Here is a 22,248-nt window from a genome sequence, read left to right on the forward strand (position 1 = left end):
ATTCAATAAATTTCAAAATCGTGGAAAATTCCAAACAGATTTTTCAGACCAGCAGCAAGAAACGCTGGAAAAGTGTACAATGGGGAAGCCGTGTTTTTATATTTGTAGGAATACTGCTTCTTCTTGCTTTAGGTCTGATGATGACCCTAGACAGAAGTCCTAAAATTCCTTTTAAAGAAGATTATAAAGCTGTAATTACCGCTAATAAACCCTACCTTCAGGAGAATAAAATTTCCAAAGAATATAAAGGTTTCAGAAGCTTTATTTCTGAAAAAACAATCCATACCAATCTTGACAAAATTGAAAAGGCAAGAGCAGAAAGATATAAAAATCAGAACAGAAACTGGGCTCAGTTTCCGGGAGGAATCCGGTCTGCATTTTATGTAGCATGGGATCCTCAGTCTCTGATGTCACTGAAAAGAAGTATCAGACATGTGAACCTTGTTTTTCCGGAATGGTTTTTTCTTGATCCCAAAACGGGCGACCTGAAAACCAATGTAGATCCGGAAGGGTACAAGGTGATCAAAAGAACAGGGGTGGCTGCCATGCCGATGCTGAGCAACAACTTCGACAGGGAATTCCGCTCAGAAGGATTGACAAAAGTTCTTAATGATCCGCAGAAAAGAACCTATCTGATTCAAAATATTACTCGGCAATGTAAAAAATACCACTTCAAAGGAATCAATATAGACTTTGAGGATATGAACCTGAATTCTGATGAAAACCTGATCGCCTTTATGAAAGAGCTTTCGGAAACCTTCAAAAAGAATCAGTTGCTGGTTACTATGGATATCATGACGGATAATGATGATTACAATATTCCAGGACTGAATCCTTATGTAGATTACTTTGTGCTGATGGCTTATGATGAATATTCAGCAGGAAGTGATGCCGGCCCGGTTTCTTCTCAGAAATGGATCGAAGAACAGACAGGTAAAATTGTAAAACAAGCCTCTCCGCAAAAAATTATTCTAGGCCTTGGAGCTTATGGCTATGACTGGAGTTCCAATCCGGATGATAATACTTCTGTTACTTACATGCAGGCGATTACCAAAGCCAGTGCCAGTAAAGCAGTTATTGATTTTAATGACAATACGTTTAATTTAAATTACTCTTATACGGATTCTAAAAATCTGACCCATACCGTATTTTTCAACGATGCAGCTTCTATTTTCAATACAATGCGTTTCTCTTCAGAATATCCACTGGCAGGAACTGCGCTCTGGAGACTGGGAAGTGAAGACAGCAGGGTATGGAACTTCTATGATAAAGACCTTACATTTGCCGGCCTTTCCAAACTCAATTTAAAAACACTTGAAAACGTAAAAGGGCAGACCATGGTAGATTACATCGGGGATGGAGAAGTGCTGGATGTTCTGAATACGCCTCACGACGGGAAAATCGCGCTGGAAATTGATCCCAAAGAGAAAATTATCACAGACGAAAACTATGTTACCTATCCGAGTTCTTATGAAGTGAAGAAATACGGAAGTGCCCCTCAGAAAGAGCTTGTGCTTACTTTTGATGACGGTCCGGATGAAACATACACGCCGCAGGTTTTAGATGTATTGTCAAAATATCACGTTCCGGCAGCATTCTTTCTGGTAGGATTAAATGCAGAAAAGAACCTTCCGCTTGTGAAAAGAATTTATCGGGAAGGGCATGAAATCGGAAACCATACATTTACCCATGAAAATGTGGCAAAAGTAAGTCCCGAAAGGGCTTTGCTTGAATTGAAACTGACAAGGCTGCTGATAGAGTGTGTGACGGGACACAGTACAATTCTGTTCAGAGCACCTTACAACGCAGACTCAGAGCCTACCACTTCGGAAGAGATTATTCCGGTAGCTTTGGCAAGACAGCAGAATTATCTGGACATCGGGGAAAATATAGACCCCGAAGACTGGCAGCCCGGAATAAAAGCAGATGAAATTGTAAAACGTGTAATGGCCGGCATCAGACAGGAGAGAGGAAATATCATTCTTCTTCACGATGCAGGCGGAGATACCAGGGAAGAAACGGTAAAAGCTTTAAAAATTCTGATCCCAACTCTTCAGAAACAGGGATACCATTTTACCAACCTTACGAGCATTCTGCACAAAAGCAGAAATGAGCTGATGCCTGAAGTTCCTAAAACGAAATCGTACTATATTATGCAGCTAAACCTTGTGCTGGCTACGGTTATCTATGGAGTAAGTCATTTTCTCGTAGCATTATTTACTATTTTCATTGTTTTAGGCTTGATCAGACTTTTGCTGATGGCATATTGGGCATTTAAAGAAAGAAAAAAAGAGAAAAAATTGGGAGAGTTTCCGGTTCTGGAATCCTATCCGAAAGTTTCCATTATTGTTCCCGCTTACAATGAAGAAGTCAATATTGTGTCTTCCCTGCAGAATTTATTGAAACAGACGTATCCTAATTTTGATGTTATTATGGTAGATGACGGAAGTAAGGATTCTACTTATGAAAAAGCAAAAGCAGCATTTCCTGATCACCCGAAACTGAAAATTTTCACCAAAGGAAACGGAGGAAAGGCCACTGCTCTGAACTTCGGGATCTCACAGACGGATGCGGAATATGTAGTATGTATTGATGCAGATACCAAACTGCAGCAGGATGCCGTAAAATATCTGATTGCAAGGTTTTTAAACTCAACCCCTGAAGAAAAAATTGCAGCCGTTGCAGGAAATGTGAAAGTTGGAAACAGAGTAAACTGGCTGACCAGATGGCAGGCTATAGAATATACGACGAGTCAGAATTTCGATAGGCTGGCTTATGCCAATATCAATGCGATTACCGTAATTCCGGGAGCCATCGGGGCATTTAAAAGATCTGTGATCATTGAAACCGGAGGTTATTCATCCGATACCCTGGCAGAAGATTGTGATATTACCGTGAAGATTTTAAAAGCCGGATATACGGTAGCCAACGAAAACAGAGCTGTTGCGGTAACTGAAGCCCCGGAAACCGTAAAACAGTTTTTAAAACAGCGTTTCCGCTGGACATATGGCATCATGCAGATGTTCTGGAAACAGAGACAGACTTTCCTTAACCCCGGATATAAAGGACTGGGACTTTGGGCGATGCCGAATATTTTATTATTCCAGTATATTATCCCGTTTTTCTCGCCATTGGCAGATGTGATTATGTTCTTTGGAATCCTGTCCGGAAACGGAGATAAAATATTTACCTATTATCTGATCTTCCTTTTGGTGGATGCTTCCCTAGCGCTGATTGCATTCATCATGCAGCGGGAAAAGCTGATCAATCTGCTGTATATTATTCCGCAGAGATTCGGGTATAGATGGCTGATGTATATTGTATTATTTAAAAGTTTAAGAAAAGCATTGAAAGGTGAAATGCAGTCCTGGGGATTTCTGAAAAGAACCGGAAATGTAAAAGAGATAGCAACTTCTTAGAAAAAGCCGGAGGCAGGAAGAATGAAGCAGGAAGTTATTGTAGAGATAGTATTACCATTCTTTATGATTTTCATAACTTCCAGCTTCCATCCTCCGGCTTCCGACTTATTTATTTAAATTTGTTTTTCTGAAAAGTAACAAATTCAAAATAAATCATACATATTCTATAAATTGTTATCATAATGAAAAAAATAACGCTTTCTTTGTTTTTAATAGCAGGGATCTGCACTCAAACGACTATGAGCGCACAAGCTAAAGCTGCTAAAGTAGCAGTAAATAACACAGACAAAGGCTTAGACCTTAGCCTGATGGACACTTCTGTGCGTCCACAGGATGATTTTTACAACTATGTGAGTGGAACATGGATGAAAACAGCCAAAATTCCATCTGACAAACCAACATGGGGAAGCTTCAACAAACTGGCTGAGGATACGGATAACAATTCCATGACCATCCTGAACTCCCTTCTGAAAGATAAATTTGCTGACGGAAGCGAAGGTAAAAAGATCCAGGATCTGTATGCTACTTATATGAACATGCAGAAGAGAAATGCAGACGGAATCAAACCTATCCAGGATAACCTGAATAAAATTGATGCCATTAAAAATATGGCTGACCTTCAGAATTACCTGATTTCTGTAACCAAAGACGGAGAGAATATCCTTTACGGATGGGGAGTTGACGCAGATCTTAAAGATTCTAAAATGAACGCTGTTTATTTAGGAAATGCTACTTTAGGTTTAGGAAGAGACTACTATCAGAAAGTAAATGAAAAAAATACAGAAGCTATCGCTGAATATCAGAAATATGTAGCTTCTATGCTAAAAGAATTAGGATATAAAAATGCTGATGAAGCTGCAAAAGGTATTGTAAACTTTGAAAAAAGTATCGCCAATACATACCTGACCAATGAGCAGAGCCGTGACAATACCCTTCAGTACAATCCTAAAACAATGGCTGAACTTTCAACGTTGGTAAAAGGAGTAAATATTCCTGAATATCTTAAAAAAGTAGGAGTAAATACCGACAAGGTAATTATCAGCGAATTAGGATTCTATAAAAACTTCGATAAATTGATCAATGCTCAGGATCTTTCTGTGATCAAAGATTATCTGAAATTCCACATGATCCATGGAAGTGCTTCTTACTTAAGTGAAAATTTAGGAAATATGAAGTTTGCTTTCTATGGTAAATACCTTAGAGGTCAGCAGGAGCAGAGAGCTCTTAACAAAAGAGGTTTTGAATTGATCAACGGAACTTTGGGAGAAGCTTTCGGAAAATTATATGTTGAGAAATATTTCCCTGCTGAAGCAAAAGCTCAGATGGTGGAACTGATTGACTACCTGAAGAAAAGCTTTGCTGTTCATATCAACAACTTAGCATGGATGTCTTCTACCACTAAAGAAAAAGCAATGCAGAAACTGAACAAGTTCACTGTAAAAGTTGCTTACCCTGACAAATGGAAAGATTATTCAAAATTGAATATCATTTCTGAAGCTAAAGGAGGAAGTCTTTATAAGAACCTTCAGAATATTACGGAATGGCAGTATAACAAAGATTTAGCAAAAATAGGAAAGCCGGTTGATAAAACAGAATGGGGAATGACTCCACAGACTGTTAATGCCTATTACAACCCGGTAAATAACGAGATTGTATTCCCTGCAGCGATCCTTCAGCCGTCGTTCTTCAATCCGAATGCTGACGCTGCTGTAAACTTTGGAGGTATTGGTGCGGTTATCGGTCACGAAATGAGCCACGGATTTGATGATTCAGGAGCACAGTTCGATGCAGACGGTAACCTGGTAGACTGGTGGACTCCGGAAGATAAAGCAAACTTCGAAAAAGCAACTAAAGCCCTTGCTTCCCAGTATGATAAGTACGAGCCTGTAAAAGGTACTTTTGTAAACGGTACTTTCACAAACGGAGAAAATATCGCTGACTTAGGAGGTGTAAACATCGCTTATGATGCCCTTCAAATGTATCTGAAAGACAAAGGAAACCCAGGGAAAATCAGTGGATTCACTCAGGATCAGAGATTCTTCCTAAGCTGGGCAACCGTTTGGAGAACATTATCAAGCGAGAAATATATGGTGAATCAGGTAAAAACAGATCCGCATTCTCCTGGATATTTCAGAAGTTTCGGTCCACTAATCAATGTTGATGCCTTCTACAAAGCATTTGACGTGAAAAAAGGAGACAAATTGTACAAAGCTCCGGAAGACAGAATCAAAATCTGGTAAAAAAATAACAACCGCTCAGCAATGGGCGGTTTTGTTTTTTAGGAGGCAGGTGGTGGGAATAGATGATAGGGATTAGAGATTAGAGATTACCAGCAGGCTCCTATTTGTCATAACGGCTTCCATCATTCCCCTCCTCTGGAGGGGTGGCAAAAATTCTTTGAATTTTTGCCGGGGTGGTCTGCATATCCACTAACCTTAAACCTTAAACTTTACCCCCCAAAAATTATCAATTACCATTCATTACATATCATTAAAGTTTGTATATTTGGTAAGTTTGTGTAAAATCAAAAATTATCTTTAATGAAAAAGCTAAATATTGGAATACTTGCCCTTTCAGGTATTGTATTTCTCAACTCGTGTGGTGCAGCTAAGACTGCAGGGACAGGGAATAAAACCGAAGCTACAGCAACAGTGGCTGAGCCGGTGAAAGAAGAAGTGAAAGAAGAGGGGATCACCTTATCATATATGGATACAAGTGTCCGCCCACAGGATGACTTTTTTAGCTATGTGAACGGAAACTGGGTGAAAACTACTCAGATTCCATCTGACAAGGCAAACTGGGGTTCTTTCAATGCATTGAGAGAAAATGTAGATGATGCTTCATTAGATATTTTGAACAAAATCCTTACAGAATCATATCCTGCAGGATCAGAAGGACAGAAAATCCAGAATCTGTATGCCTCTTTTATGGATACCAATAAAAGAAATGCAGAAGGGCTGGCACCTATCAAGGCGGATCTTGCCAAAGTAGATGCCATCAAAAACCTTAATGATCTTCAGAAATACCTTCTGGAAGCTACAAGATTAGGAGACAACTCTTTCTATGGATGGAGAGTGGGAGCAGATATGAAGAATTCCAACATGAATGCAGTGTATCTTGGCGGTCCGGATCTTGGTTTGGGAAGAGATTATTACCAGAAAGTAAATGATGCCAATACTAAAACACTGGCTGAATATCAGACTTATGTTGGAAAACTATTTGGAGTTTTAGGATATAAAAATAATACTCAGGCTGCGCAGAATGTGGTAGACTTTGAAAAGCAGTTAGCCAATTATTTACTGACGCTTGAACAGAACAGGGATGCCAATTTAAGATACAATCCTAAAAATGTATCCGAATTATCAGGGCTTGTTAAAAATGTAGATCTTGCAAAATATCTGAAAGATGCAGGCGTAAATACAGACAGAGTAATCATCGGAGAATTGAAATATTACCAGAATATGGATCAGTTCATTACTCAGAAAAACCTTCCATTACTGAAAGACTATCTGAAATATCATATCATTAACGGGAATGCGAGCAACCTGAACGACAGCTTAGAGCAGATCAGATTCGATTTCTATGCTAAATATTTACAGGGTCAGAAAGAACAGCGTCCGATGAACAAAAGAGGGCTTACCCTTGTGAATGGTGTTCTTGGAGAAGCTTTCGGAAAACTGTATGTGGACAAATATTTCACTCCTGAAGCCAAAAAGCAGATGGAAACCTATATTGATTACCTTTTAAAATCATTCAAAACACATATCGCCAATATCGACTGGATGTCTCCTGAAACTAAAGTAAAAGCTCAGGAAAAATTATCCAAGTTTACCGTAAAAATTGCCTATCCGGATAAATGGAAAGATTACAGCCAGCTGAAAGTAGAATCTCCGAAAGAAGGGGCCACTCTATATTCTAATCTTCAGAATGTGGCAGCATGGCAGTATCAGAGAAGTCTGGATAAAGTTGGAAAACCGGTTGATAAAACAGAATGGGGCATGTCTCCGCAGACTGTAAATGCTTACTACAGCGGATCAAATAACGAAATTGTATTCCCTGCAGCTATTCTTCAGCCGCCTTTCTATAATCCTAAAGCTGATGCAGCCGTGAACTTCGGGGGAATCGGAGCCGTTATCGGTCACGAGATTTCTCACGGATTTGATGACAGTGGTTCCCGTTTCGATGGAGATGGTAACCTTAATAACTGGTGGACGGATGCAGACCGTAAAAACTTCGATGCAAAAGTAGGTCAGCTGGCAGCTCAGTATAGTGCTTACGAACCAGTAAAAGGAAGCTTCGTAAACGGTAAATTTACAAGTGGTGAAAACATTGGAGACTTAGGAGGAGTAGCCGTAGCCTACGATGCACTTCAGATGTACCTGAAAGATCACGGAAACCCTGGAAAAATCAGCGGATTTACTCAGGATCAGAGATTTTTCATGAGCTGGGCCACTGTCTGGAGAACAAAAGCTACCGATCAGTATATGATTAACCAGGTGAAAACAGATCCGCACTCTCCGGGAATGTTCAGGGCTTTCGGTCCGCTGGTAAACCAGGACTCATTCATCAAAGCATTTGATATCAAGCCGGGAGACAAAATGTATAAAGCTCCTCAGGACAGAATAAAAATCTGGTAATTTTACCTTAAATTGTTAGAAAAGAAAAATCCATTTCATATTGTTTGAGATGGATTTTCTTTTAATATTCTTTCTTATAATTCCGGAGCACAAATTTAATTCCGGTTTCCATAATGTCACCCATGGTTTTACAATACTTGAAATTCACATCATAGGTCAGTTTTTGCAAAGCAGTTCTTAATTCTATCACATTAGCTTCAGGCGCAATACTATCCTTTTTCATGATAGCAATGAGTTCATCAAACCGGTTTTTGCTGCTGGTCACCCTTTTTACGATCTGCGAACGTACTTCCTTACGGTACTGTTCTATTGAACTGGGTTTCAGTTTTTCCAGAACCATATTCACCATCTGATTGTTTTCTTTGAAATACTGCGGAAGATACACTTTCAGATTGCCTTCATAAGTCTGCTGATCAAAATCAATGGGACGGATCCGATAAATAACCTGGTCGAAATCATGTATGGGAATCACCACATAATTATAAGAACGCATATCACCAAGAAGCCCGATAAGGCAGCGCTCATTGAACTTCACAAATTCTTTGGAAATCTGTGCCTTTTCCAGTTCGGAACAGTTCGCCAAATGTTTTTGAATGAAAACATCTCCCGGAATTCCTAAAATATGCTCTTCTATCAACGTGTTTTTGTACACCAGAAAATTAATCCGGTTGGGAGAAAGCAGGTCTTCAAGTTCCAGCCCGAATATTCGTGAGGCATCAGCCTGCTTAATATAAAAATAGGTATAATTATCATTCAGTACATTTCTCACCCGGATCCGGAAAGGTTTTGAATTTCCGAAAGTACAAAAATCGATCGTATCTACTGTCAGATAAGGTAGCGTAGCAGTATCTCCATCAGAATGGAGGAGAGTATAAATTTTATTTAAATTGGCTTCTATTTCTTTAAATTCGTATTCAGAATACAGTACCCCAAGCCACAATGTATCTTTGCCGTCTTTATCCAGAATGCTCACACTGTCACTGAACCTCAGCAGGTCTTCATACAGAAATCTGATCTTAGTGGTTCTGTTATATTTTTCCAGATATTGATGTAATGCTTCTGAAACAGGGAATATGGGCTTTCTAAACGCTATTTTTACATCTTTCATGACACGGTTCACTTTGTTTAAATATAAAGAATATTTTTTGTAAAGTCTGAGGAATTCTTATTTTAATATCATTTGCTACATTTGTACGGAATAAAGCAAACAGAAATTTTATTTTATTTTTCTTGAATGAGTTTATTTATTTTTTCATAGCTTAGTGATATCGTAATGTGGTGATTTTATGTTGGATAAATATTTGTAAATTTACATGATTCAAGAAAAATCTTAGTAAAATTTTGTATGTTACAGTTTTTTTTAAAATTTAAACATTGGATTGGTAATTTATTCGATTCATCTGTAAATTACTCAAAGACAGATCCAAACCAAAATAGTAAATCTCAAAATAACAATAATATGGCAATGTTTAATTATGGTGTTGGCGGAAACGAGGTAAAAGTAGACGCTAATGAAGCTATTCAGGAAATACAGGAAAATAAATCACTGATAGTAAGCCAACTTACAACAGAAGAGTCTTATACCCCTGAAATCGTAACAGGATTAAAAACAGTGGAAGACGTTTTCAGACATTTCCAGCCTTCAGTATCGGTACAGCACGAAACAGAAGATGGTGGAATAGTAGAAGAGGAATTCCGTTTTCAAAACCTTGGAGACTTTACTCCTAAAAGCCTTACTCAGAAGTCAGATTATCTGCAGCAGCTGAGCATGGAACAGGAGCAGTACAATAAAATAGTACGTCAGCTGAAAACCAACAAAATTCTACGCAATATGCTGGAGAACGATCAGACAAGAGCGGCGTTCATAGAAGTATTGAAAGAAGTGGCACAAGAACTTGAAAAATAATTAAAGACTTACATTAAATCATGGATAGCAAATTACAGGCACAAGAAAGCCAGCAGCAGGGGCAGCAGCAACATGCAGGGCAGCCGAAGGGCAACCCGCTTGCAGAGCTCAATAAAATGGGAGGATTTGGCTTTGTTGAATCCGTTGTAGACGGTATTGCCAATATGAACCCAACAAGAAAGGCAAGAAAAGAAATTTTCCTGAATGACAGCAATAAAGCAGAAGAAAGAAAAGAGCTTCTTCAGAAGATCAATCTTTGGGTAAGCCTTTTGGAGGGTAATGAATCAGCAGATAAAATGGCCGAAACGTGCAAAACCAAAGCACAGCAGGCCGATCAGAACTTAAAGAAAAACTTAAAAAATACACTGGATGCTGTTCGTATGCTGGAAACCAACTACAGAACAGTAGCGCAATTCTATAAAAATACAGAATTGGATAAAGTGGATAACGTAAGTATCGTAAATGCAAGCCTTGAGCAGGTTTCCGATCTGGATAATCCTTTGTTCATTGATGCTATTGCAGAAGAATTCAAAAACTATTACGACCGCCTTGACCTTAGAGATAACTATTCAATCCTTGCAATACCGGGATATTTAGGATCAAATAAGGTCATCGAGAAATGGGCAAAAATCTGTAACGAAAACAAAGTAATGATGGTTACAGACTTCGCCAACCTTGATAAGCCGGATGACGTTGTAGACTTATTCCACTCCGCAAACCTTACAGGAGGTGAGCTTCACAGAAGTAACGTTATTATGACGTGTAACTGGCTGGTAGGACGTGGTAAAGCTGAAGAAGTAGGAGAAGAGGAAAACGTAGAACTTCCGCCTTCCACTTCATTAGCAGGAAAAATCCATAAAACACTGATGTCTCAGGTAGCAGCAGGTAAAAAACATGGTAATATCAACGAAGTAGACGCTGTAAAATTCGAACTGAAGAAAAGTGAAATTTCTCAGCTGGAAAAAATGGGTCTAGTACCAATGGTAAACGAATACGGAAAAATTATGGCCTTCTCTGCGAAGACATTATTTACAGGAGACAATATCGGTCTTCAGACGTATTCTGTAGTTCGTGTATTCGACTATGTAACCAAAGTATTGCTTGATTTCCTGAACAGAAGAGCTTTCGAAAACTGGAATGCTAAAAACGAAGATGATTTAAGAAGACAGATTGTAACGTTCCTTGACAATATCAAAGGACCGGACAAGCTGATCGAAAAATTCAAAATTGTTCGTTTCGAGCAGGATAGAGTAAACAAAGACAGAGTATGGCTGGATATCCGTATGACACCTTATTTCCCTACAAAAAGTTTCGTTATTAAACTTGACGGACACAAAGGAGATGATGGTAACGAATGGGATGCAGAATATACTCAGGAGTAAACTAAACTTACTTTATATAACAAAAACCGATGCAATCTTACATCGGTTTTTTTTCAACCAACACCTATGAAATGTAATATGAATAAGAAGCTGATCTTTGTCTTACCGGTTCTGCTGATGGCACTTATGATGAGCTGTGAAAAGAAATACCAAAGTCCGGGTCATTACGAAAATGATCTTTTTGCAGATGAGCATAAGGAAGGAAAAGCATATGTAATGAATGAAGATGAGTGCTTTGATGGCAGTGAACTGGTTATTGCAAGTTCAGAGGTTAAGCTCTCGGACAGCTCGAAAGGACGTGGGAAATCATTTTTTCTTTATAAAGTAAAATCAGGAAAAGTATTGAAAACAGTAAGAGATTCTGCTGTAGAAATGCCAATGCTGTTTTTATCAGAATATAAGCTGAAGATAAAAAGCACAGATTCCATGTATGTTTATCTGAAAAAGCTTGAAGGATACCGCTTTATTGCCAAAGACAGAAATCTTAAATATCAATGGTTAAAAGCTGCTCCGGTATACAATGTAAAGAAAAAATAAAATAAACCTATCTTTGCAGCACTGAAAATAAGATGAAGAGAAACAATCTCTTCAATGATTTAAAACAAGATTGGTTTTTGGAAAAAAATAAAACGGCTTCAGAGTTTCTTCATATAGGGAATCGGCTTTTGGAATGGTACAGGAATAATGCGAGAGATCTGCCTTTCAGACAGACAAAAGATCCGTATAAGATCTGGATCTGTGAAATTGTATTTCAGCAGACAAGGATTAATCAGGGCCTGAATCATTACAATAATTTCATTAAAAGATTTCCCGATGTAAAAACGTTGGCAGAAGCTGAAGAAAACGAAGTTTTACTGTATTGGAAAGGATTGGGGTATTATTCAAGAGCAATCAATATCCATAAGGCTGCCCGGCAGATCATGAATGATTATCAGGAAGTTTTTCCTCACCAATACGAAGAAATCCTGAAATTAAAAGGAGTAGGGAAATATACTGCAGCAGCTGTTTCAAGCATATGTTTTGGTGGAAGAATACCTGCCGTTGACGGAAACTTCTACCGCGTCCTGAGCCGTCTTTTTGCTGATGATTTTGATATTTCGAATTCAAAAGCGTTTACCTATTTTTCTGAACTGGCTGCTTTGGTAATGCCGGAAAATGTGGGTGATTTTAACCAGGCTATGATGGACTTAGGTTCAGAGATCTGTAAGCCCAAAAATCCACTTTGCGGAGAATGTCCTCTTAATGAAGACTGCCTGGCATTTTCCCTGCAGAAAATTTCAGATTATCCGGTAAAAACAAAAAAAGTAAAAGCCGAAGATCTTGCTCTGACCTATTATTTTGTACACAGAGACGGCAAGTTCCTGATCCGTCAGAGAGCGGACGATTTTATCTGGAAGAAATTATTTGAATTTCCTGCCACTATTTCTGCTGATATGGAACTATTCATTACAGGTTCAAAAACCGTTACCCATAAACTGACCCACAAAAATTTAAGCATTGAAATATTGAATGTTGAGGTTACTTCAGAAAAGATCTGGAATCATTTTATCGCTGAAAATCAATACCTGATTACAGACGTTGAAGGCTCTCATGAAAAATCTTTTCCGAAACCTTTGGAAAATTACATTCAAAACTCTCTGAAAGACTGAAATTTGTCTTCTTAAATCTGAAATCTAATTTGTACTTTTGCAAAATGATTAAAAAAGTCATTTTTATTTTTGTATCGCTGCTTTTAATTTCATGTGGAAAAGACCCTTCACCAAAACCTTATGGAGAACTGCGTCTTGAGTATCCTGCACCGAAATACCAGAAGTTTCAAAACGATTGCGCCTATACCTTTGAGTATTCGGACTTTGCTTCCATAGCGCCAGCCAAAAAGCCCTGCTGGTTCTATCTGAACTATCCGAAGATGAAAGCCAAAATTTTCGTTACCTATTACCCGATACAAAATGACTTTGCAGACCATATCAAGGAAGCTGAAAAAATGGTATATGAGCATACCATTAAAGCCAGTTCCATAGATACAAAATCCTTTGAGTACCCTGAAAAGAAAGTATACGGGAATTTCTATGAGCTGAAAGGCCAAAGTGCTTCCAATCTTCAATTCTACATTACAGACAGTACGAAACACTTCGTAACTGCTTACTTATACTTTAACACGAGACCGAAACCGGACTCTCTTGCCCCTGCGGTGAACTATATCAAAAATGATATGAAACACCTGTTGGACACTTTTGAATGGAAAAAATAATTACTTTTAATATACATTGAAAAATATATGAAACTTTTAGTTGTAGGAAGTGTTGCATTTGATGCAATTGAAACACCATTTGGTAAAACGGACAAAATTTTAGGAGGTGCAGCCACTTATATAGGGATCACTTCATCAATTTTAGGCGTTAAATCCGGAATTGTTTCTGTAGTAGGAGGAGACTTTCCACAGGAACATCTTGATATGTTTACCAACAGAGATGTAAACATCGAAGGAATTGAAATCGTGAAAGAAGGAAAAACATTCTTCTGGTCCGGAAAATACCACAACGACCTGAATACAAGAGATACTTTGGCTACAGAAGTAAATGTTCTTGAGAATTTCGATCCGAAAATCCCTGATTCAATGCAGGATGCCGAGATTTTGCTACTTGGAAACCTACACCCTGGAGTTCAGCTATCTGTACTTGAAAAAATGAACAACCGTCCTAAGCTGGTTATCCTTGATACCATGAACTTCTGGATGGATTCTGCTTGGGATATCTTAATGGATATGATTGCCAGAACAGATGTAATTACCATTAATGACGAAGAGGCAAGACAGCTTTCAGGAGAATACTCTTTAGTAAAAGCAGCTAAAAAGATCCACACAATGGGTCCTGAATATGTCATCATCAAAAAAGGAGAGCACGGAGCTTTACTTTTCCATGACAATAAAGTATTTGCTATCCCTGCGCTTCCATTGGAAGATGTTTTCGATCCGACAGGAGCCGGAGATACTTTTGCAGGAGGTTTCGCAGCTTATCTTGCTAAAAAAGGAAAAATTGATTTCGAAACAATGAAGTCTGCCCTTATCGTAGGATCTGCAATGGCTTCATTCACCGTAGAGAAATTCGGAACTGAAAGAATAGAAGAAGTAAACGAAGCAGATATGTTCAGCAGATTGAGACAATTCAAAGAATTAACAACATTTGATGTTGAACTGCAGTAAATAAGTCTTTTTAAGAAATATTTATAATAAAAAATTGAGTGAAATTCGTTAAGAATTCTAAATTTGCAACTTGTTAAAATAGTAAAATGACAAATAAACTAAAAATCACTTTTCTTCTTGGGATTTTCATCATGATATTATCTTCAAATATGATGAATGCCCAGCTAAAACAAGGAGATTTGGTGGATGGTATTGCAGCTGTTATCGGAGATGAGATTGTGTTGGAATCTGATGTAATCGAGCAGATGAATTATGGTAAACAGCAGGGGGCTGCCAACACAGACAAATGTGAGTTCCTGGAAAACCTTATCAGCAATAAGCTTCTTGTATACGAAGCAAAAAAAGATACTTTAATTGAAAACCGTTCTGCAGCCATCAAAGAACAGGCTAATGCAAAATACCGTCAGTTGCTTTCTCAATTTCCGGATGAAAAGACATTGCTGGCCGCTTATAAGTTCAGAAATGCTTATGAGATGAAAAATGCTATCGAGAAGATAGACACAGACCAGTACTACGGGCAGGCAAAATACCAGAGAGTTACTGATAAAGCAGACGTAACTCCAAATGAGGTAACTGACTTCTACAATATGTATAAAACACAGTTGCCACAGGTAAAAGATGAAGTTACTCTGGCTCAGATTATGATTTATCCATCCCTTACAGAAGCTCACAAACAAGACCTTATCAACAGGTTGAAAAAAATCAAGCAGGATATCCTTGCCGGGGAGACTTTTGAAAGCCAGGCAAGAATTTATTCTGAAGATGAAGGATCAGCTGCTAACGGAGGATTATATAAAAATATCAACAAAGGACAGATGGTGAAGCCATTCGAGGCTGCAGCACTGAACCTTCAGGAAAATGAAATTTCAGATCCTGTTGAATCTGAATTCGGGTTCCACATTATTCAGCTGGTGAAAAGATCAGGTAAAGTGTATGATGCAAGACATATCTTGTTAAAGGCTACTCCAACTGATGAAGAGATCAAAACAGCAAAAGCAAAATTAGACAGTATCAGAGGTCTTATTATAGACGGTAAAATGACTTTTAAAGATGCTGCTTTTAAATTCTCAGATGATAAAAGAACAAAATTCAACGCTGGAGTAATTCCGGGAGCTGATGGTTCTGATAAGATTGAAAGAGAAAGCATCCCGGGAACAATCAGTTATGAATTGGCAGGATTGAACAAAGGAGATATCACAACTGCTTTTGAAGACGAAGAAAACAAGAGAAAGCAAATCAAGATCATCAAAGTGGAGGATGTGATTCCTTCTCACCAGATTACACTGGAAACGGACTTCAGCAGAATCAAGCAGATGGCGCTGAATAAAAAGAAAAGTGAAATGGTTGAAAAGTTTGTCAACTCCAAGTTACCGACAACTTTTATTTCAATTGACGGGCGTTACGACAGCTGTAACTTTAAGTCGAACTGGAAGAAACAATCCATGACAAAATAAAATCAAAACCTTCAGAATTTCTGAAGGTTTTTTTTATCATTAAACGTTATAAAGACGAAAACCCGTCATGGAAAATATTGACAGATATTTCCCGGAAAACCATTGTTTTTATTATTTTTACGCATGAGCAATTTTATAGATTTCAACGCTGCAAAAAAACTTCATGACATGGAGGCTACACAAAATAGAATTTCACACCTTTTTAATATTAAATATCCGATTATCCAGGCAGGTATGATCTGGCATTCAGGATGGAGGCTTGCTTCGGCTGTTTCCAACTGTGGCGGATTGGGTATCATAGGAGCAGGAAGTATGTATCCTGATATCCTCAGAGAAAATATTCAGAAATGCAAAAAGGCAACAGATAAACCTTTTGGGGTAAATGTGCCTATGCTGTATCCTAATATTGAGGAGATCATTCAAATCATTCTTGAAGAAAAAGTAAAGATTGTCTTTACATCAGCCGGTAACCCTAAAACCTATACAGAAACCCTTCAGAAAGAAGGAATAAAAGTAGCTCACGTAGTTTCCTCTACCAAATTTGCTGTGAAATGTGAAGATGCCGGAGTAGATGCTATTGTTGCGGAAGGTTTTGAAGCAGGAGGCCACAACGGAAGAGATGAAACAACAACATTCTGTCTTATTCCCAATGTTAAAAAACATATTTCTAAGCCGTTAATCGCTGCAGGAGGAATTGCCCTGGGCTCACAGATCAAAGCCGCAATGATTCTTGGTGCAGACGGTGTGCAAATAGGCTCCCGTTTTGCTGCCACTACAGAAGCCAGTGCCCATGAAAACTGGAAAAAGAAAATCACAGAACTTCAGGAAGGAGATACGCATCTTACCCTGAAAGAACTGGCGCCGGTAAGAATGGTTAAAAATAAATTCTTTAATGAGCTGGAAGAAATCTACCAGAGCGGAAGAAACAAAGATGCTTTAATCGCTTCATTAGGAAGAGCCAGAGCAAAACGCGGAATGTTTGAAGGAGATATGGAAGACGGAGAACTTGAAATAGGCCAGGTTTCAGCTTTGATTGATGAGATTCTTCCGGTGGAAACTGTTTTCAATCATCTTTTAAAAGAATTTGAAGAAACAAAAATGCCAACGTTTTAAATATTAATTGATTCAATGGAGGAAAGAATAATTGATGTAAAGGGTAAAAAAATATATTTAGAACATAATAATCAGTTTAAAGACAGACCAACGGTTGTTTTTCTGCATGACTCATTAGGCTCCGTACAGCTTTGGAGAGACTTTCCGGTAAAACTTGCTGAAGCCGTACAGTGCAATACTCTTGCTTATGATCGTTTGGGATATGGAAAATCATATCCCATGTCTACTCATGAAAGACCGGTAAATTATGTGGAGCTGGAAGCCGATTTACTGAATGACCTGCTGGCTGAAATGAATGTTGATAACGTTATTCTCTTCGGGCACAGTGATGGCGGGACAATAGCTCTGATCACTGCTGCAAAATATCCTGAAAGAATAAAAGCTGTCATTTGTGAAGCAGGACATATTTTTGTGGAAGACATTACTTTAAAAGGTGTCTATGATGCATGGGAAGCCTACAAAACAACAAATCTGCCTGAGCGGCTGCAGAAGTATCATGGTGATAAGGTAGAAACACTGTTCAAAGCCTGGACGGAAACCTGGACACGGGATGATTACAGAACCTGGAATATTGAATATCTCCTGAAAGACATCACGGCGCCATTATTATTTATTCAGGGAGAAGCAGACGAATACGGAAGCTTGGATCAGGTAGAAAAAACAGTTACTCAGGTGAGTGGAAGTGCTGAGAAATATATTATTCCCAATATTGGGCATACACCACATAAAGAAATTCCTGAGCTTGTATTGGAAAAAGCGACAGAGTTTATCAGTAAATATTCATAAATTACCTGCAATATAGAAAAAAGACATCTTATCACTGAGATGTCTTTGTTTTATGCAAAATGAATCCTGCATTTTGCAGTTACAGTAACCGAAGCTCAGCTTTAATATTCTCTTTTGCCTGAACCTCATACTTTTCCTTAAAATATTCTGTTTTAAAGATACTTTCAAGTTCAAGGAAATGTTTAAGAACTTTTTTTCTTCCCGGCTTATAAAGAAAATCAGGATAAACAGAATACTCTTTTCTTATATTCCGGGTGTATTCCATATAAGTGTTAAGATCTTTACCCAGTACAGAAAGGTCAGCATCCAGAAGATAATTGGTATCGTTATGACCAGACAGCTGATGGGATTTTGTAGCAATAATCTGTTCCGAAATCACTGAAATATCATCTTTACTTACATGCAGCTCAGCAAGCCTTTTTTCTGCAGTAGCCGCACTTTTTTCTTCATTGGATTTTGATGTGGCATCATAGATGATGTCGTGATAAAATACGGAAAAAGAAATCGCTGTGAAATCTGAAATGTTACCTTTCACATCATCAAGCTCCCTGAACATATTTTCAAGATGAAGAAGATTATGGTAATGCCTGCCTTTTTCAGAATACCTGGTTTCAATTTCATTCCAGAGACTGTGGATTAGCTGTCTGTCTTCTGTAAAAGGAGAACATAGCTGTTCAAATCGAGTTTTCAGATTCATAGAAATAAAGGGATAAAAAAAGGAACTTTTAAAAAGTTCCCTGATTTGCTTCCAGAACAGCCTTCAGCTCAGCCCAGCCTCCGCCGTTATAACCGTCCTTTAATCCCTGAGCGTTAAGATAATCCAATGCTTTTCCGCTTCTGTTTCCACTTCTGCAGAATAAGATTACCGGCTTTTCAATAGATAGAATTTCATCTTGTCTATCTTCTACTTCACCCAGAGGAATATTCTTGGCTCCATCTATATTACCGTCCATTTCAAGCTCCATTGGCTCACGAACGTCGATTAATTCATAGTTTCCGGATTGTATTACTTCTATTAAAGACATAGTTGTTTATTTTAAAATCAGAAACGAAATTACGCAATTTTTTTTTGAAAAAAATCCTAATTAAAACATAAATTTTTCAGAAAATAAGAGACAGGAAGCCAACTGTAAGCTGAACTTCGATGTCAATGATCAGATTGATAAAATAATCTTAATTTTGCAGTGTGAAATTAATGAATGCCGGCGCCGAAAAATATTCCCAACTGATAAAATCCAAGGCAAAAAGTTTTGGATTCCAGAGTTGTGGTATTTCCAAAGCTGATTTTCTGGAAGAAGATGCCCCTCATCTTGAAAAATGGCTGAAGAATAACTATAATGGCGAAATGAAGTATATGGAAAATCATTTCGACAAAAGACTTGATCCACGTCTTCTGGTAGAAGGGTCCAGATCTGTTATTTCACTTTCTTACAATTACTTTCCCGAGGAGAAAATTTCAGTACTGGAGAATTATAAAATCTCAAAATATGCTTATGCAGAAGATTATCATGAAGTAATCAAAGAAATTCTCCGTGAGATGGTAGCGGAACTTCAGGAAGAAATAGGGGAGTTCGGATTCCGGGTTTTTGTTGATTCTGCACCGGTTTTGGAACGAAGCTGGGCCAGAAAATCAGGAATTGGCTGGGTAGGTAAAAATGCCAATCTTATTACCAAGCAAAATGGTTCTTTCTACTTTCTGGCAGAAATTATCTGTGATCTTGAACTGATTCCGGATCATGCCACCACAGATCATTGTGGCACCTGCAGAAAATGCATTGATGCCTGCCCCACAGATGCTATCGTTTCCGAGAAAATTATTGACGGAAGCCGCTGTATTTCTTATGCAACCATAGAACTCAAAAACGAAATTCCAGATTATTTTAAAGATAAAATGGAAGACTGGATGTTCGGCTGTGATATCTGCCAGGACGTTTGCCCATGGAACCGTTTCTCAGCTCCCAATAAACAAAGCCGCTTTCAGCCCAACGAAGCGTTGAAAAACTTCAAAAAAGGAGAATGGAAAGAACTTACCCAGGAAATTTTCTCTGAAATTTTCAGAAAATCTCCCGTAAAACGGACCAAATTTGCAGGGCTCAAGAGAAATATTGAGTTTTTACAGAAGTCTTCTGACTGATTTTCTCCGGAACTTTCGGTGACAATTCCTCCTTTGGAATTTTTTGAATTTCCAAACCAGAGCTGATAACCGACCATTCCTTAAATTTTCCGCTTTAAGGAGGTAAAGATTTACATCAATAAGTTTCTTGAAAAGCCTTTCCTATAAAGAAAATTGATTTTCAGGAGATCAGAATCTCACCGAAAATCAACGTCTTTTTTGTATTCTTTTAGGAGCAGTTTTTACTCTTATTTTAAATCTTTTTTGGGATTTGGTATTTTTACGCATATTTGTAAATATTTCGTAACTAAATATAGCCATTTTTTCGATTAAAACAAATACTTTTACCAAAAATTGCAGATTAAATTTTATTAAAAAACATGACTGTGAAAATGATCTTAATGTATCTCCTGAAAGTGGTGGGCATCATTCTGGGAATTGTGATTATATATGTAATCCTTGGACTGCTGATTCCTTATATTCCCGTTTCAGCAAAAGATGACGGGCAGAAGAAAGAAATCCCGATCTATATTTATACCAACGGAGTGCATACGGATATCGTAATGCCGGTGACAAATGATCTTCAGGACTGGAGCCGGAAAATTCCTTTTGCCAATACGAAATCAAAAAAAACAGACTATCAGTATATCGGAATAGGATGGGGAGACAAAGGCTTTTACCTGGATACCCCTACCTGGGCTGACCTTAAGTTTTCTACAGCCGTTAAAGCAGCCTTCTGGTTAAGTGATTCTGCCATGCATTGTACTTACTATAATACAATGAAGGAAGGTGAAGACTGCAAGATGATTATGATCAGCAGAGGGCAGTATGAAAATCTGGTGAAATATGTAGAAGATAAGTTCGACAAAGATCAGAACGGTAACTTCATATTAATTCCAACCAATGCGGTATATGGTGATAATGATGCCTTTTATGATGCCAAAGGGACTTACAGCTTTCTTTACACCTGTAATACCTGGTCAAATAACGCTTTAAAAGCTGCCGGACAAAAAGCAGCGCTTTGGACACCTACAGATTTTGGAATTTTTCAGCACTATAAATAATTCATGAAAAGGATTTATCTGTTTTTTGTTGTTTTTTGGATATGCTCATGCTCTCAGGAGAAAAACAGAAATACAATACAGACGGTTGATACACCTGTTGTTGCCGAAAAGAAGCCTGAAGCCAATCTTTCCAGGCTAAAAATAAAGGCTGAAGAAGCTCTGGAATTTTGTACCTCAAAGAATCTTAACCGTGATTTCTGTATTCTGATTGATATGAGCCTTCATTCCGGGGTTAACCGTTTTTTTGTCTGGGATTTTAAAAACAATAAAATTTCAAAAAAATATCTGGTAGGGCATGGCTGTGGCTCCAATTCATGGAGTAAAGATGATTCTAAAGCAAATCCGGGATTCAGCAACGAAGACGGAAGCCATCTGTCCTCTTTAGGGAAATATAAACTGGAAGGAAGAGGGTACAGCGATTGGGGAATCAATGTAAAATACCTGATGCATGGCCTTGAAGAAACCAACAGTAATGCTTTAAAAAGATATATCGTCTTTCATTCCTGGAATCTGATGAGTGATGAAGAGGTATTCCCCAAAGGTTCGCCCGAAGGATGGGGCTGTCCAACCGTATCCAACAACGCCATGAAGGAAATTGATCCGATGATTCAAAAGTCTGGAAAACCTGTACTGATGTGGATCTATAATTAAATCTTTGTTATACCTTTGTTTTATAACAATCAGGTTAACTGATTCCGCCTTATGAAACATACCCTTTTCCGCGAACAACAGCTCAACTGTGATATAGAAACTGCTTGGAAATTCTTTTCCTCAGCCAATAACCTTTCAGAAATTACCCCGAAAGACATGGGCTTTATTGTATTGACGGAAATGGAAGATGATGAAATCTACGAAGGAATGCTCATCGATTATTATGTTTCTCCCTTATTCGGAATCAAAATGCAATGGCAGACTGAGATCACCCTCGTAGATTTCCGTAAAAGCTTCATCGATTTTCAGAAAAAAGGTCCCTACAAATTGTGGAACCATCATCATGAGTTTATTCCTAATGAAGAAGGCGTTTTAATGAGGGATACTATAAATTATGAACTTCCTATGGGATTTTTAGGTGAAATTGCCCATCGCCTTTTCGTCAGAAAGAAACTGGAATATATTTTTGATTACCGATTCAGAGTGCTCAGTAAATTGTTCTAACTAGACAATTTTAATCA

General features: G+C 38.1%; 19 protein-coding genes. 16 read left to right on the forward strand and 3 right to left on the reverse strand.

The window, feature by feature from the left end; genetic code table 11:
• Nucleotides 1-20 precede the first annotated feature (20 nt).
• The 3 genes from ACE3RB_RS07735 to ACE3RB_RS07745 all read left to right on the forward strand — a co-directional run bounded on the left by ACE3RB_RS07735 (nucleotide 21) and on the right by ACE3RB_RS07745 (nucleotide 8,056).
• Nucleotides 21-3,419 carry a polysaccharide deacetylase family protein gene (locus tag ACE3RB_RS07735; RefSeq protein WP_374463700.1) on the forward strand — a complete coding sequence of 1,133 codons (3,399 nt, stop codon included), beginning with the start codon at nucleotides 21-23 and terminating at the stop codon, nucleotides 3,417-3,419.
• 182 nt (nucleotides 3,420-3,601) lie between these two features.
• A complete protein-coding gene (locus tag ACE3RB_RS07740) occupies nucleotides 3,602-5,659 on the forward strand; it encodes a M13 family metallopeptidase (RefSeq protein ID WP_374463701.1) in 2,058 nt (685 codons plus the stop codon).
• Between the two features lie 300 nt (nucleotides 5,660-5,959).
• Nucleotides 5,960-8,056 (forward strand): M13 family metallopeptidase, encoded by a 2,097-nt coding sequence (locus ACE3RB_RS07745; RefSeq protein WP_374463702.1) that lies wholly within the window; start codon nucleotides 5,960-5,962, stop codon nucleotides 8,054-8,056.
• 61 nt (nucleotides 8,057-8,117) lie between these two features.
• On the opposite strand, the gene ACE3RB_RS07750 is transcribed toward ACE3RB_RS07745, so the two are convergent.
• On the reverse strand, nucleotides 8,118-9,164 hold the full coding sequence (locus tag ACE3RB_RS07750) for a hypothetical protein (RefSeq protein WP_374463703.1): 1,047 nt from the start codon (nucleotides 9,162-9,164) through the stop codon (nucleotides 8,118-8,120).
• 351 nt (nucleotides 9,165-9,515) lie between these two features.
• On the opposite strand from ACE3RB_RS07750, the gene ACE3RB_RS07755 reads away from it, so the two are divergent.
• The 9 genes from ACE3RB_RS07755 (at nucleotide 9,516) to ACE3RB_RS07795 (ending at nucleotide 17,899) form a co-directional block, all read left to right on the forward strand.
• Nucleotides 9,516-9,962, forward strand: coding sequence for a hypothetical protein (locus ACE3RB_RS07755; protein ID WP_332385944.1), 447 nt, complete (start codon nucleotides 9,516-9,518; stop codon nucleotides 9,960-9,962).
• A gap of 20 nt (nucleotides 9,963-9,982) precedes the next feature.
• A complete protein-coding gene (locus ACE3RB_RS07760; protein WP_374463704.1) occupies nucleotides 9,983-11,344 on the forward strand; it encodes a DUF5458 family protein in 1,362 nt (453 codons plus the stop codon).
• 66 nt (nucleotides 11,345-11,410) lie between these two features.
• Complete coding sequence (locus ACE3RB_RS07765) at nucleotides 11,411-11,881, forward strand: hypothetical protein (protein ID WP_374463705.1); 471 nt, start codon at nucleotides 11,411-11,413, stop codon at nucleotides 11,879-11,881.
• A gap of 77 nt (nucleotides 11,882-11,958) precedes the next feature.
• Nucleotides 11,959-12,993: an A/G-specific adenine glycosylase gene (gene mutY, locus ACE3RB_RS07770; RefSeq protein ID WP_374463706.1), complete on the forward strand. Its 1,035-nt coding sequence runs from the start codon at nucleotides 11,959-11,961 to the stop codon at nucleotides 12,991-12,993.
• Between the two features lie 44 nt (nucleotides 12,994-13,037).
• Nucleotides 13,038-13,595: a gliding motility lipoprotein GldD gene (gene gldD / locus ACE3RB_RS07775; RefSeq protein ID WP_374463707.1), complete on the forward strand. Its 558-nt coding sequence runs from the start codon at nucleotides 13,038-13,040 to the stop codon at nucleotides 13,593-13,595.
• Nucleotides 13,596-13,622: 27 nt separating this feature from the next.
• Complete coding sequence (locus ACE3RB_RS07780; RefSeq protein WP_374463708.1) at nucleotides 13,623-14,546, forward strand: PfkB family carbohydrate kinase; 924 nt, start codon at nucleotides 13,623-13,625, stop codon at nucleotides 14,544-14,546.
• 86 nt (nucleotides 14,547-14,632) lie between these two features.
• A complete protein-coding gene (locus ACE3RB_RS07785; protein ID WP_374463709.1) occupies nucleotides 14,633-16,000 on the forward strand; it encodes a peptidylprolyl isomerase in 1,368 nt (455 codons plus the stop codon).
• A 123-nt stretch (nucleotides 16,001-16,123) separates the two neighbouring features.
• Complete coding sequence (locus ACE3RB_RS07790; RefSeq protein ID WP_374463710.1) at nucleotides 16,124-17,113, forward strand: NAD(P)H-dependent flavin oxidoreductase; 990 nt, start codon at nucleotides 16,124-16,126, stop codon at nucleotides 17,111-17,113.
• Nucleotides 17,114-17,128: 15 nt separating this feature from the next.
• Nucleotides 17,129-17,899, forward strand: a complete 771-nt coding sequence (locus ACE3RB_RS07795; RefSeq protein WP_374463711.1) for an alpha/beta fold hydrolase — start codon at nucleotides 17,129-17,131, stop codon at nucleotides 17,897-17,899.
• A gap of 79 nt (nucleotides 17,900-17,978) precedes the next feature.
• Here ACE3RB_RS07795 and ACE3RB_RS07800 read toward each other — a convergent pair whose 3' ends face one another.
• Together ACE3RB_RS07800 and ACE3RB_RS07805 are read right to left on the reverse strand one after the other, a co-directional pair.
• The gene (locus ACE3RB_RS07800) at nucleotides 17,979-18,596 is read right to left on the reverse strand and encodes a hypothetical protein (RefSeq protein WP_374463712.1); all 618 of its coding nucleotides are present in this window, start codon (nucleotides 18,594-18,596) and stop codon (nucleotides 17,979-17,981) included.
• A 28-nt stretch (nucleotides 18,597-18,624) separates the two neighbouring features.
• Nucleotides 18,625-18,924: a rhodanese-like domain-containing protein gene (locus ACE3RB_RS07805; protein WP_047377132.1), complete on the reverse strand. Its 300-nt coding sequence runs from the start codon at nucleotides 18,922-18,924 to the stop codon at nucleotides 18,625-18,627.
• 170 nt (nucleotides 18,925-19,094) lie between these two features.
• On the opposite strand from ACE3RB_RS07805, the gene queG reads away from it, so the two are divergent.
• The 4 genes from queG (at nucleotide 19,095) to ACE3RB_RS07825 (ending at nucleotide 22,231) form a co-directional block, all read left to right on the forward strand.
• Entirely contained in the window at nucleotides 19,095-20,033 is a 939-nt protein-coding gene (gene queG, locus ACE3RB_RS07810) for a tRNA epoxyqueuosine(34) reductase QueG (RefSeq protein ID WP_374463713.1), read from the forward strand.
• Between the two features lie 359 nt (nucleotides 20,034-20,392).
• Entirely contained in the window at nucleotides 20,393-21,076 is a 684-nt protein-coding gene (locus ACE3RB_RS07815) for a TIGR02117 family protein (RefSeq protein WP_374463714.1), read from the forward strand.
• A gap of 3 nt (nucleotides 21,077-21,079) precedes the next feature.
• A complete protein-coding gene (locus ACE3RB_RS07820; protein ID WP_374463715.1) occupies nucleotides 21,080-21,727 on the forward strand; it encodes a murein L,D-transpeptidase catalytic domain-containing protein in 648 nt (215 codons plus the stop codon).
• A 51-nt stretch (nucleotides 21,728-21,778) separates the two neighbouring features.
• Nucleotides 21,779-22,231: a hypothetical protein gene (locus ACE3RB_RS07825; protein ID WP_374463716.1), complete on the forward strand. Its 453-nt coding sequence runs from the start codon at nucleotides 21,779-21,781 to the stop codon at nucleotides 22,229-22,231.
• The last annotated feature ends 17 nt before the right edge of the window (nucleotides 22,232-22,248 follow it).

The sequence above is a fragment of the Chryseobacterium sp. genome (assembly GCF_041914225.1).
In the GTDB taxonomy this organism is placed as follows: Bacteria; Bacteroidota; Bacteroidia; order Flavobacteriales; family Weeksellaceae; genus Chryseobacterium.

Excerpts from the sequence above, each read along its gene's own strand:
- ACE3RB_RS07740 (WP_374463701.1), top strand. The coding sequence starts at position 3,602 with ATGAAAAAAATAACGCTTTCTTTGTTTTTAATAGCAGGGATCTGCACT.
- ACE3RB_RS07745 (WP_374463702.1), top strand. The coding sequence starts at position 5,960 with ATGAAAAAGCTAAATATTGGAATACTTGCCCTTTCAGGTATTGTATTT.
- ACE3RB_RS07750 (WP_374463703.1), bottom strand. The coding sequence starts at position 9,164 with ATGAAAGATGTAAAAATAGCGTTTAGAAAGCCCATATTCCCTGTTTCA.
- ACE3RB_RS07755 (WP_332385944.1), top strand. The coding sequence starts at position 9,516 with ATGGCAATGTTTAATTATGGTGTTGGCGGAAACGAGGTAAAAGTAGAC.
- ACE3RB_RS07760 (WP_374463704.1), top strand. The coding sequence starts at position 9,983 with ATGGATAGCAAATTACAGGCACAAGAAAGCCAGCAGCAGGGGCAGCAG.
- ACE3RB_RS07765 (WP_374463705.1), top strand. The coding sequence starts at position 11,411 with ATGAAATGTAATATGAATAAGAAGCTGATCTTTGTCTTACCGGTTCTG.
- gldD (WP_374463707.1), top strand. The coding sequence starts at position 13,038 with ATGATTAAAAAAGTCATTTTTATTTTTGTATCGCTGCTTTTAATTTCA.
- ACE3RB_RS07780 (WP_374463708.1), top strand. The coding sequence starts at position 13,623 with ATGAAACTTTTAGTTGTAGGAAGTGTTGCATTTGATGCAATTGAAACA.
- ACE3RB_RS07785 (WP_374463709.1), top strand. The coding sequence starts at position 14,633 with ATGACAAATAAACTAAAAATCACTTTTCTTCTTGGGATTTTCATCATG.
- ACE3RB_RS07790 (WP_374463710.1), top strand. The coding sequence starts at position 16,124 with ATGAGCAATTTTATAGATTTCAACGCTGCAAAAAAACTTCATGACATG.
- ACE3RB_RS07795 (WP_374463711.1), top strand. The coding sequence starts at position 17,129 with ATGGAGGAAAGAATAATTGATGTAAAGGGTAAAAAAATATATTTAGAA.
- ACE3RB_RS07800 (WP_374463712.1), bottom strand. The coding sequence starts at position 18,596 with ATGAATCTGAAAACTCGATTTGAACAGCTATGTTCTCCTTTTACAGAA.
- ACE3RB_RS07805 (WP_047377132.1), bottom strand. The coding sequence starts at position 18,924 with ATGTCTTTAATAGAAGTAATACAATCCGGAAACTATGAATTAATCGAC.
- queG (WP_374463713.1), top strand. The coding sequence starts at position 19,095 with ATGAATGCCGGCGCCGAAAAATATTCCCAACTGATAAAATCCAAGGCA.
- ACE3RB_RS07815 (WP_374463714.1), top strand. The coding sequence starts at position 20,393 with ATGACTGTGAAAATGATCTTAATGTATCTCCTGAAAGTGGTGGGCATC.
- ACE3RB_RS07820 (WP_374463715.1), top strand. The coding sequence starts at position 21,080 with ATGAAAAGGATTTATCTGTTTTTTGTTGTTTTTTGGATATGCTCATGC.
- ACE3RB_RS07825 (WP_374463716.1), top strand. The coding sequence starts at position 21,779 with ATGAAACATACCCTTTTCCGCGAACAACAGCTCAACTGTGATATAGAA.